At 74.8% G+C, this 11,138-nt stretch carries 7 protein-coding genes and 1 pseudogene; all 8 read right to left on the bottom strand.

Annotation, left to right across the window (positions count from 1 at the left end):
• Window positions 1–136: 136 nt before the first annotated feature.
• Window positions 137–1,069 carry a vWA domain-containing protein gene (locus ELX43_RS02520; RefSeq protein ID WP_241249674.1) on the bottom strand — a complete coding sequence of 311 codons (933 nt, stop codon included), beginning with the start codon at window positions 1,067–1,069 and terminating at the stop codon, window positions 137–139.
• Complete coding sequence (locus ELX43_RS02515) at window positions 1,066–2,007, bottom strand: MoxR family ATPase (RefSeq protein ID WP_127781992.1); 942 nt, start codon at window positions 2,005–2,007, stop codon at window positions 1,066–1,068. The genes ELX43_RS02520 and ELX43_RS02515 overlap by 4 nt, the downstream gene beginning before the upstream one ends.
• Window positions 2,004–3,119 carry an NDMA-dependent alcohol dehydrogenase gene (locus ELX43_RS02510; protein ID WP_127781991.1) on the bottom strand — a complete coding sequence of 372 codons (1,116 nt, stop codon included), beginning with the start codon at window positions 3,117–3,119 and terminating at the stop codon, window positions 2,004–2,006. Before ELX43_RS02510 ends, ELX43_RS02515 begins: the two co-directional genes overlap by 4 nt.
• A gap of 93 nt (window positions 3,120–3,212) precedes the next feature.
• Window positions 3,213–6,533, bottom strand: coding sequence for an EAL domain-containing protein (locus tag ELX43_RS02505; RefSeq protein ID WP_127781990.1), 3,321 nt, complete (start codon window positions 6,531–6,533; stop codon window positions 3,213–3,215).
• Between the two features lie 241 nt (window positions 6,534–6,774).
• A complete protein-coding gene (locus tag ELX43_RS02500) occupies window positions 6,775–7,257 on the bottom strand; it encodes a DUF309 domain-containing protein (protein ID WP_127781989.1) in 483 nt (160 codons plus the stop codon).
• Between the two features lie 26 nt (window positions 7,258–7,283).
• Window positions 7,284–8,720: a mycofactocin biosynthesis glycosyltransferase MftF gene (gene mftF, locus ELX43_RS02495; RefSeq protein ID WP_127781988.1), complete on the bottom strand. Its 1,437-nt coding sequence runs from the start codon at window positions 8,718–8,720 to the stop codon at window positions 7,284–7,286.
• A gap of 70 nt (window positions 8,721–8,790) precedes the next feature.
• A complete protein-coding gene (gene mftE / locus ELX43_RS02490; RefSeq protein ID WP_127781987.1) occupies window positions 8,791–9,525 on the bottom strand; it encodes a mycofactocin biosynthesis peptidyl-dipeptidase MftE in 735 nt (244 codons plus the stop codon).
• A 108-nt stretch (window positions 9,526–9,633) separates the two neighbouring features.
• Window positions 9,634–11,102 (bottom strand): annotated as a pseudogene (locus ELX43_RS02485) (FAD-dependent oxidoreductase).
• Between the last annotated feature and the right edge of the window lie 36 nt (window positions 11,103–11,138).

The raw sequence follows: 11,138 nt of genomic DNA, 5'->3' as shown, positions 1-11,138 counted from the left end.
AGCGGCTCCCCGGCACCGCCCCACCAGGGGGCGCAACGTGACCGGGCTCACAGCCCACCCTTGCGCAGAGCGGCGGCTGCGGCAAGTGCGGGCGGGGAGACCGGTTCGCGCCGTTGGCTCGGCCGCCCTGCGAGCGCTAGACCAGCAGCGCAGCGAGCACGGCCGGCGCGTCGGCCACACCGCGCAGCGCGGCCACCCGCGCCCCGCTGCGCCGCCCCAGCGCCACCGCCTCCTCGTCGTCGTCGGCCGGGGCGAGCACCACCAGCTCCGGCAGCCGCGCCGCCACCAGGGCGGGGTCCTCGGTCTCGCTGGTGCGGCAGTCGCTGAGCAGCACCACCACCCGTCGCTCGGCGCTGCTGCGGGCGAGCTCCTCCCCGGCCGCGCGCAGCCCCGCCGCCAGCGAGGTGGTGCCGTGCCCGCGCAGGGTGAGCACCGAGTCCACCACCGCCGAGGCCGGCGCCTGCGAGGTGATCGCGCGCAGCACCGTCACCGTCCGGGCGAAGGAGACGATCGCGTGCTCCCCCGGCGCCCGCAGCGCGCACGCGGCCGCGGTGAGGGCGGCCGCGGCGAGGCGGGCCCCACCCATCGACCCGGAGGTGTCCACCAGCAGGCACAGCGCCAGCTCCGGGCGGCCCCACTGGCGGGCGGTGAGCTCGTCCAGCCCCGGCTGCCTGCCCTGCGCGCGGGCGTCGAGCACGGCGTCCAGGGAGGCGTCCACGTCCAGGTCGCCGCCGCGGTCGGCCGGCACCGGGCGCAGCCGGCGCACCCCGCGGCTGCGGGCCAGGCCGGTGCGGGCACGGTCGAGCACCACCCGGGCGGCCAGCCGTCGCGCGGCGGCACGCAGGCCCTCGTCGGTGGCGGTGGCCATGTCCGCCAGCAGGGTCAGCGCCGCGTCGGGATCGGCGGCGGCCGCGGCGTCGAAGGCCTCCTCGTCCAGCTGGCCCACCTCCGGGGAGACCTGCTCGAACTCGGGCGCGCGGGAGAGCTCGGAGCGCGGGGTGGTGCGCTGGCGCGGACCGCGGTCGCGCCGGGCTGGTGGTGGCTCCTCGCCCGCGCTGGGCGGGCTCACGCTCCCCCCGACGCACCACCGTCCCCCGTGGGCTCGGACTCGTCGGCGGGGTCGTCGTCGGTGGGCTCGGCGCCGAACACCGCCACGTAGAGCTCGCGGACGATCTCCTCCGGCGCCCGCCCGCACGACTCCTGCAGGCGCACCCGGCCGGAGAGCGCCACCAGGGCCGCGTCCAGGCCCACCAGCCAGCTGGTGGGCTCCTGCCCGCGCAGCCCGGACAGCGACACCGCCAGCCGCACCAGGTCGATGGCGCCGCGCACCGAGGAGCCGATCCGCACGTCCGGGTGCTCGCGGGTGCGGCGCACCAGGTCCACCACCTGCGCGCGCCAGGGGTCGGGCACGGCCGGGCCGCGCAGCACCACGATGTCGGCCTCGTCCTGCGCCGACTGGTAGCCCATGGTGATGCGGCAGCAGCGGTCGTAGACGGCGGCGGAGATGCGGGCGGTGCCCACCGCGTCGAACGGGTTCATCGCGGCCACCAGCCGGAAGCCCGCGGCGGCCGGCACCCGGCCCAGCCGCGGCACGTGCAGCTCGCCCTCGCTCATCACCGTGATGAGCACGTTCAGGGTCTCCTCCGGGACGCGGTTGACCTCCTCCACGTAGAGCAGGGACCCGGCCCGCATCGCCTGCACCAGCGGGCCGTCGACGAAGACGTCCGGGCTGTAGCCCTCGCTGAGCACCTGGGCGGGGTCGAAGTGCCCGATGAGCCGACCGGGCGTGAGCTCGGCGTTGCCCTCCACGAAGACGAACGGCACCGACCCGGCCGCGGCCACCGAGCGCAGCAGGGTGGTCTTGCCGGTGCCGGGTGGGCCCTCCAGCAGGACGTGGGCGCCGCAGTCCAGGGCGGCCACGAGCAGCTCGACCTCCCGGTGGCGGCCCACCACCGCAGCGGCGGGGCCTGTCGCAACAGGCCCCGCCGCAGTGAGCAGAGTGCTCACGTGTGCTCGTGCACGATCACGCCGCGCACGTTCTTGCCCTCGAGCAGGTCGCTGTAGCCCTCGTTCACCTGGTCGAGGGTATAGGTCCTGGTGATCAGCTCGTCCAGCTTGAGGTCACCACTCTGGTACAGCCCCAAGATTTTTGGGATGTCGGTGGTGGGGTTGCAGTCGCCGAAGAGGCTGCCCTTCACGCTCTTGCGGAACAGCGTCATGATCGAGCCGGGCAGCTGCACGTTCTGCACGTCCAGCCGGTTCAGCCCGGTGAGCACCACGCTGCCGCCCTTGCCGATGGCGTTGAACGCCTCGCTCACCACCTGCTGCTCCACCAGGCCGACGGTGACGATGGCGCTGTCCGCCCCCACGCCCCTGGTGAGGTCGACGGCCAGCTGCTGCGCCTCCTCGCCGGTGGCCACCGCGTGCGTGGCGCCGAGCTCCATCGCCTTCTCCCGCTTGTTCTCCAGCGGGTCGACGGCGATGAGGTTCTTGGCGCCGGCGTAGGCCGCACCCTGCACGGCGTTGATGCCGATCCCGCCGATGCCGAAGACCACCACCGTGTCGCCGGGGCGCACGTTCGCGGTGTTCACCGCCGAGCCCCACCCGGTGGGCACGCCGCAGCCGACCAGCACCGCCTTGTCCAGCGGCAGGTCGTCGTCCACCTTCACCACGGAGTTCTGGTGGATGACGCCCCACTGGGAGAACGTGCCGAGCATGCACATCGCGCCGTAGTCGCCGTCGGGTCCGGTGTACGGGAAGCGGGGCCCGGGCAGGTAGCCCTCCAGGATGTTGGCGCCCATGTCGCAGATGGACTGCCGGCCGGTGGCGCACCAGTGACACACCCCGCAGTTGGGGATGAACGAGCAGACCACGTTGTCCCCGGCCTTGACCCGGGTGACGCCGGGACCGACCTCCTCGATGACGCCTGCGCCCTCGTGGCCGAGCACCATGGGCAGCCGGGCCTCCAGGTCGCCGTGCTGGATGTGGACGTCGGAGTGGCACAGACCCGCGTGGGTGTAGCGGATGAGCACCTCCCCCGCTCTGGGCCCGTCCAGGTTGAGCTCCATCAGCTCGATGGGCTTGCCGGTCTCGACGACTACTGCGGCCTTGGTCTTCATCTGGGGTTCTCCTCGCTGACCAGGACCCGCGGCTGCGGTGACGCGAGTCACACTCACCCTGCGCCGCGTGGACGTTCCCGGCAACTCCGGCGCTCAGGCCGGGGCCAGCTCCACCCGCAGCCGCTCCAGCAGCACCGCCACCGGCTCCGCCCGGGAGAACAGGAAGCCCTGCGCGCGCGAGCATCCCAGCTCCAGCAGCTTCTCCTGCTGCTGCGCGGTCTCCACCCCTTCGGCGATCACCTCCAGGCCCAGCGTCTGGCTCAGGGTGAGCAGGGCGGTGACGATGGCGGCGTCCTCGTCCTGGTCCAGGTTCTGCACGAAGCTGCGGTCGATCTTCAGCCCGCGCAGCGGCAGCTGCTTGAGGTAGCTGAAGTTGGAGTAGCCGGTGCCGAAGTCGTCCACCACCACCCCCACCCCGAGCGAGCGCAGGTCGCGGAGGCTGCCCATGGTGCGGGCGGGGTCCCACAGCGACGCCGTCTCGGTGATCTCCAGGGTGAGCGCCTGCGGGCTCACCCCGTGCTCCTTGAGCAGCCCACGGATGCGCGCGGGCAGCGTCGGCTCGTGCACGTGCAGCGCCGAGAGGTTGACGTTGACGCCGATCTCGGGCCACTCCTGGCGCACGCGGGCGACGTCGCGCAGCGCGGTCTCCAGCACCCACTGGTCCAGCCGCCGGATCAGGCCGGTGTCCTCGGCCAGGGAGATGAACTCGTCCGGTGGCACCGCGCCGCGGGTGCAGTGGTTCCACCGCGTCAGCGCCTCGATGCCCACCGGCCGGCCGGTGCCCACCTCCACGATGGTCTGGTAGTGCACCTCCAGCTCCTGGCGGTCCAGCGCCTGGCGCAGGTCGCTCTCCATGTCCAGCAGGCCGGCCACGCTCATGGACGGCTCGTACACGGCGACCTGCGCCTTGCCCGCGGCCTTGGCGCGGTACATCGCGATGTCGGCCTCGCGGAGCAGGCTCTCCGCGTCGTGCTCACTGCCGTGCGCCACGGCCAGGCCGATGCTGGCGGAGACGAACACCGAGCGCTGGCCCACCGGGAAGGGCTCGGTCAGCGCCGCCAGGATGCGTCCGCCGACCAGCTCGGCCTCGGCCGTGGCGGTGGGTCGGGCCAGCCGGTTGAGCAGCACCACGAACTCATCGCCGCCGAGGCGGCCCACCACGTCCTCCGGGCGCACCGCCGCCTCCAGGCGCTGACCCACCGCGGTGAGCAGCTCGTCGCCGGCGGCGTGGCCCAGGCTGTCGTTGATGGTCTTGAACCGGTCGAGGTCGAGGAACACCACACCGAGGCAGTGCTCCTGATCGGTGCGCCGCAGGGCCTCTCCCAGCAGGACGCCCAGCCGGGTGCGGTTGGCCAGGCCGGTCAGCGGATCCACCGAGGCCTGCTCGCGCAGCTGGCGCTCCAGCGAGCGCCGGGCCTCGAGCTCACGGTGGTTCTCCACGGCCAGGCCGGTCTCGGTGGCGAAGCGCTGCAGGATCGGCAGGCACGAGCGGCTGAGGAAGTACGGCTCGGGGTGGCGCAGGGACAGGAACCCCAGCGAGGTGCCGCCGCGGCCGGGCAGCGGCACCACCACCACACAGCCGGGGGTGCGGTCGAACAACCACTCGGCCGCCTCCGGTGGCTCGCTGATGCCGGCGGCGGTGTTGGGCACCCAGGCCGTCCTGGAGTGCGCCACCGCCCAGCCCCCGATGTTGCGGTGCATGTTGGCGGTGGTGCCGCCCCGGACGGTGCTGTCCTTGATGATGTCGGGGTCGCCGACGACGGCCACGTGGGTGGCCCCCACCCCGTCGGGGTCGACCAGGGTGATCCAGCCGGTGCGGGCCCCGGTGATCTGCAGCGTGGACTCGGCCACCCGCTGCAGGGTGGCGCCGAGGTCGTCGTCGTTGTTCATGGCCACCGCCACGTCGTGCAGCGCCGCCAGCTGCAGGCCGCTCTGCTCGGCGCGCTCGAACAGCCGGGCGTGCTGCAGCGCGGTGCCGGCCATGTCGGCGATGAGGCCGAGCATCTCCTGCGGCTGCGGCCGGTCGGCGGCGAACCACTCCAGCAGCACCACCCCGACGGCGGCGCCGTGCACCACCAGGGGTTGGGCGTGCAGCCAGCGGGCAGCACCGCTGGCGTCGTCGGTGACGGCGGCCGTCACCGCGCGCAGACCGGTCACGGCCTGCTGCAGGGTGGGGTGCTCGTCCACCATGATGCAGCCGAGCGGGCCGCGGAAGCGCGCCAGGAAGCCGCCCTCCTGCTGCGGGGACACACACATCGGGACCAGCCGGGTGCTGTCGTCGTCCAGCAGCAGCAGCGCGGAGCGGTCGGCGCCGGAGTGCTCCACCATGGCGGCACAGAACCGGCTCGCCACCTCGGCGGCGCTGAGGCTGGAGTTGAGCGCCGAGGACAGCGCACCGAGCGACTCGGCGGCCTGCCGACGCCGCTCACCGGTGAGCACCGCCCGGGCGTTGGTCATGGCGGAGGCGACCTGGCTGGCGAGCAGCGTCAGCACGTACTCGTCGTCGGAGCTGAACTCCCAGCCGCTGCGCCGGAAGGCCCCGAGCAGGGCCACCACCGTGCCGTCCACCTCCACCGGCACGGTCACCCCCGCGCGGGGACGCCAGCCGGCCCGCTCGGGGAGCTGGTTGCGGATGTCGGCCAGGCGCAGCGGCCGGCGCTCCTGCGTCAGCTGGTGCAGCAGGTCCGGGCGCAGGTGTCCGCTCCAGGTGGAGAGCAGCTCGGCGTTCAGGCCACGCTGGGCCACGCAGCGGGCGATCCTCCCGTCGTCGAGCAGCACCACGCAGGCGGCATCGGCCTCCAGCAGCGGCAGGATTCCCTCCACCGCGAGGTCCAGCACGTCCTGCTCGCTGCGGCGCGTGCCGATCCGGACGCTGTGCTCGGCCAGGTTGCGCAGCTGGGCCACCCGCTGCAGCCGGCGCATCACCAGCGACAGGTAGCTGGCCACGATGGTCACCAGCTCCGCCTCGGCCGTGGTGAACGGGGTGCCGGACTGGCGGTACAGGGAGAGCACCGTGGTGTCCGCGCTCGGCACGCAGATCCCCACGTGCGGCAGCCCGGCGGCGAGCGCCTGGGGCAGCACGTCGGGTCCGGCCAGGTGCACTGCCCGACCGGTGCGCACCGCCTCCTCGAGCGCGGCGTGGTTGGCGACCTTCTCCTCGGCGGCCGGCACCAGCACGAGCGGCGTGATGCTGGCGGAGCCGTCGGTCACCACCACCTTGTCGATCGCCACCACGGCGCTGGCGAAGAGCGCGCCCAGGTGCTCGGCCACGTCGCGGACGAGGTCACGCCAGTCTCGGTGCTCCTCGACCACCACGGCCAGCAGGCGGGCCAGCCGGGCGAGGTCGATCTGCGCCGCGACGCCTCGGCCCGCAGGACGGTCCGGCCCCGCGTCCGCTCTCGTGTCCGTGGACAACCCCAACCCCCCGGTTCAAGCCCGCAACCAGCTGCACGATGCCGCCGTGGGGGCGGTCTACGACTGGCGAAACTCACTCGCGCGCTTCATCATGCACGGCCAGTGACCTGTCTCATCGGCTTGCCGGGTCGATCTCTTAGCGTGGCGACCCCGGCTCCTGCGCTGAGACCGCCCGGGCGACCGACCGGGCGACACAGCGCAATTTCGCTTGGAGGCAACGCAATCTCCGGCGATGGCCCGGTCAGCGCCGGCGCAGCACCGGCGCGGAGAGGTCGGTGGGCACCCCGCCGGGCAGCGCCGCGCTCAGTTCCCGGGCCCACGCCACCAGGCCGGCCACGTCCACCCCGTGCGGGCCGGGCGCGGGCTGCTCGGCCAGCACGTCGGCCGCGCGGGTGAGCAGGGCCTGGGCTCCGCGGACGTTGCCGCGCAGGCAGTGGGTGTGGCCCACCGCCAGCTGGGCCAGGCCTCGCCACAGCGCCCGCTCCGGCTCCGGCGCCAGCTTCCAGGCGTCCTCGAGCACCTCGTGGGCGTGAAAGGGCATGCCCGCGTCCAGCAGCTCCTGCGCCTCCGCCAGGGTCTGCTCCGGCGTGCGGTGCAGGCCCTCGGGCGCACGCTCCACCCCGGCGGTGCCGTAGGGCAGGGGCCGGCCAAGGCCGTCGCGGGGACGGGCGTTGCGGGCCCGGCCCTCCTCGTCGCGGTCGCGCCCCGGCCGCTGTCCCGTCATGGGTGTCACGGTAGCGACCGGCCTGCTCACCGGGTGAGCTCCGGGCGCAGCGCCGCCGGCTCCCCCGCCCGCAGCGCACCCCACCACAGCCCCGTGCCGTAGGCCAGGTCGTCGAGCCGCTTGGCCACCAGGTAGCGCAGCGGGTCGAGCCGGGAGGGTGCTGACCCGTCCCGGCGGGGGGTGGTGTCGCGGTGGGTGGCCCAGTCCGCCAGCCCGTCCAGCACCCCCGCGGCCAGCAGCACCCGCCGGGCTCGAGGGGAGAGCGCCGCCACCAGCAGCGTCACCGGCCAGTACGACCGCCACGCCGCCGACGCCAGCTGGGTGAGCGCGCCGTACAGCCCGCGCGGGGCCAGCACCGCCGCGGTGGCCAGCGGGTGGTGCAGCCCGGTGAGGCTGCGGGACAGGCGCACCGTGGCCACCGCCGTCACCACCACCGCACCCGTGACGCCCGTGCGCCGTCCGGTCAGCAGCAGCGCCGCCGCCACCGCCGTCCACGGCGCCAGCACCACCGGCGGCACCTGCCGGGGGTGCCGCGCCGCCAGCGGGGCGGCACCGGTGCCGTAGAAGGCCTTGCGGCGCAACCAGGTGCCTACTCGCGTGCGGTGCTGGTGGGCGACCCGGGCGGCGGGCTCGTAGCGCAGCCGCCAGCCGCGGGCGTGCAGCCGCCAGCACAGGTCCACGTCCTCGGCCACCGACATCTCCGCGGCGAAGCAGCCGCGCTCGTCGCCGCTGACCGCGGCCACCCGCACCAGCAGCGCGGCGCTGGGCACGTAGGCCACCCGGCTGCGCGGCAGCACGCCCGCCTCGCGCGGGCCCAGGTCCAGCGAGGACCGCAGCGTCTCGTAGCGGGCCACCCAGCCGCGCCCGGCCGGCAGCGCCACGATCCGCGGGGCCACCAGCGCCACCGCCGGGTCGGCCAGGTGCGGCAGCAGCGCGGTCAGCCAGCCGGGGGTGGGCACCACGTCGGAGTCCAGGAAGGCCACGAACGGGGTGCGGGCCCGGGCCAGGCCGGTGTTGCGGGCGGCGGCCGGGCCGCGGCTGGTGGGGTGGCGGACCAGCTCGGCGCCGTGCTCGGCCACCACCGTCGCCAGCTGCCGCCGGTGGGCGCTGCCGGAGCCGTCGTCGACCACCACGACCGGGGTGCCGGGCGTCAGCGCGGCCAGCAGCCGCTGCACCCCGGCGGCGTTGTCGCGCACCGGGACCACCACCGTCACCTGCTCGGGTGTGGGTCCGCCGACGGGGCGCGGGTGGGCCACCCCGGCGTCGAGCAGGGTGCGGGCCAGCGCCGCGCTGGCACTGTCGCGCACCGTCATCGGCTGCTCGGCCAGCCGCTCTCGGGCGGCCGGGCGCAGCCGCAGCAGCCGCGGCGGGGACCCACCGAGGACGGCCGCACCCCGGTCGAGCCACCACAGCCGGCGGTCGAGCTGCACCCGGAAGCCCAGCGGCAGGGCCGGGGTGCTCACAGCGTGCGGGTGGAGCCCGGCGAGACGGCGCTGGCGGGCATGCCGGTGCCGGTCACCACCGCCATCCGGCTCACGACAGCATCCCGTTGGTGTCGGGCGCCCAGCGGCGCACGGCCCCAGCGGCCTGCTCGGCCAGCGCGGCCAGCAGCTGCTCGCCCTCCGCGGTGTGCGCGCCCGCCGGATCACCCAGCACCCCGTTGGCGCTCACCGCGCGCACCCCGCCGGCTCGCAGCGCGGGCATCAGGGTGGCCACCGGGGCGGTGGCTCCGGCGGCCGCGACGGCGGTGCGCACGTCGGCGGGGTGCAGCGCCAGCAGCAGGGAGGTCTCGGTGCGCCCGGCGTGGGCGTCGGGGACGTGGGCGGCGGAGGCGGGCACCGCGCAGGGCAGCCAGGCGACGTCGCGGGACTCCTGGCGCAGCAGCCGCACGGCCTGCACCAGCGCCTGGGCGTTGCCGCCGTGGCCGTTGACCAGCACCAGCCGGGGCGCCCACCGGCAGGCGGAGCGGCCCAGCTCGACGAGCAGGGTGCGCAGCGCCTCGGTGCCGATGGAGATGGTGCCGGGGAAGCTCTCGTGCTCCCCGCTCGCCCCGTAGGGCACCGCGGGCGCGAGCACCGCGCCGGCGGTGGTGCGCACCAGCTCCCGGGCCACCGCACTGGCCACCCGAGCGTCGGTGTCCAGCGGCAGGTGCGGGCCGTGCTGCTCCACCGAGCCCACCGGCACCACCAGCAGCGCGTCGGCGGGCACCTCCGGCCAGGTGAGCCCGGCCAGGTCACCCGCGGTGCTGAAACACGTTGGCCCGGTCACGGTGCTCACGCTAGCTGGCGGGGTGCCCGGCACGGACCTCCGCTGGCCTCGCCGGTGGTGCTGGACTCGCTGCGCGCCCAGGCCGTCACCGAGGGCGCCGAGCAACGGCTACTGGCTCGCGGCGGCCTGGCCCGCGCGGCGGCCGAAGAAGCTGCCGTCGCCCAGGGAGATGCCGCTGGCGTAGCCGCCGGCGGAGAGCCCGGAGGTGCAGCGCCCCGCGGCGAACAGGCCGGGGATGGGCTCGCCGGAGACGTGCACCACCGCCGAGTCGACGGTGGTGCGCAGCCCGCCCAGGGTGAACCCGCCGGTCATGTTGCGCAGGTCGATGGCGGCCACCGGGGAGCCGATCGGCTTGAGCCACTCCGCCTTCTTGCCCAGCACCGGGTCGGTGCCGGTGGCCGCGTGGGTGTTGTAGACCTGCACCGTCGCCTCCAGCGAGCCCTCGGGCAGCCCCATCTCGCCCTCCAGCTCGGCCACCGTCTCGCACACCCACTTGGGCCGGTGGCGCAGCAGCTCGGTGGAGCTGGGCGTGGTCAGCGCCTCCTCGTAGGCGGCCTCGTCGATCACCAGGAACGCCTGGTTGCCGTTGTCCTGCAGGGTGGCCTGCCCGACGCGGCCGGGGTAGGTGTCCTCGGTGACGTAGCGCTGGCCGCGGGCGTTGACCAGGATGCCGCGGATGAACAGCTGCGGGTCGCAGAAGAAGGCGACCTCGGTGGCGTCCATGTGCGCAAGGTCCGCGCCCAGCGCCTGGGCCATCTGGATCGCCCGCCCGTCGTGCTCCTCGATGGAGGCGGCCGGCCGGCCCACCAGGCGCGGGGCGTAGGCCTGCACCATCTGCTCGTTGTAGGCGAAGCTGCCCATGGCCAGCACCACGCCCTTGCGGGCGCGCACGGCCACCTCCTCGCCGTACTGCTTGGCGATCAGCCCAACCACCCGGCCGTCGTCGTCAACGACGAGGCTCTGCACGCGCATGTCGTAGGCGCTGCGCACGCCCAGCTCGGTGGCGAGGTCGGTGAGCGGTTTCATCAGCATGTAGCCACCGCCCTTCTCGCCGGTGCGCTTGTCGCTCATCTGCGGCACGTGTCCGCGGGGGCGGGGGTGGCGATGGCGTTGAGCGGCGCGGCGTTCTCCCCGCCGGTGTACTGCAGGCCGTCGTCGCCCGGCGGCTCCCAGCCCGGCTGGTCCCAGAAGGTCGGCTTGAACGGCACCCCGCACTCCACCAGCCAGTCGAAGTGGGCGACGCTGCCGGAGCAGTAGGCGTCCAGCTTGGCCTCGTCCACCCCCTCGCCCATCGCGGCGGCCAGGAAGGCCTTCATGTTCTCCGGGCTGTCCTCGAACCCGCACGCCTGCTGCACCGAGGTGCCGCCGCCGAGGTAGATGAAGCCACCGGACAGCGACGCGGCCCCGCCCCAGCCGCTGGTGCGCTCCAGCACCAGGACGTCGGCCCCGGCCTGCGCGGCCCCCACCGCGGCACTGGCCCCGGCCACGCCGTACCCGGCGACCACCACGTCGGCCTCTTGGGCCCAGGTGGTCACGTCGCGGGCGAGCCGAGGGCGCACAGAGCTGTTGTCAGACATGGCCCGACTCTCTCGCCAGCACGGGCGACGGTGGCC

This window comes from Rhodococcus sp. X156, from assembly GCF_004006015.1.
Taxonomy (GTDB): domain Bacteria; phylum Actinomycetota; class Actinomycetes; order Mycobacteriales; family Mycobacteriaceae; genus X156.
Note: the sequence above shows the minus strand (reverse complement) of the source record. Positions and strands in the feature narration are given on the sequence as shown.

What these genes read in the sequence shown, in the direction of transcription:
- ELX43_RS02500 (WP_127781989.1), bottom strand. Translation starts at nt 7,257, where the DNA reads ATGACGGGACAGCGGCCGGGGCGCGACCGCGACGAGGAGGGCCGGGCC.
- ELX43_RS02510 (WP_127781991.1), bottom strand. Translation starts at nt 3,119, where the DNA reads ATGAAGACCAAGGCCGCAGTAGTCGTCGAGACCGGCAAGCCCATCGAG.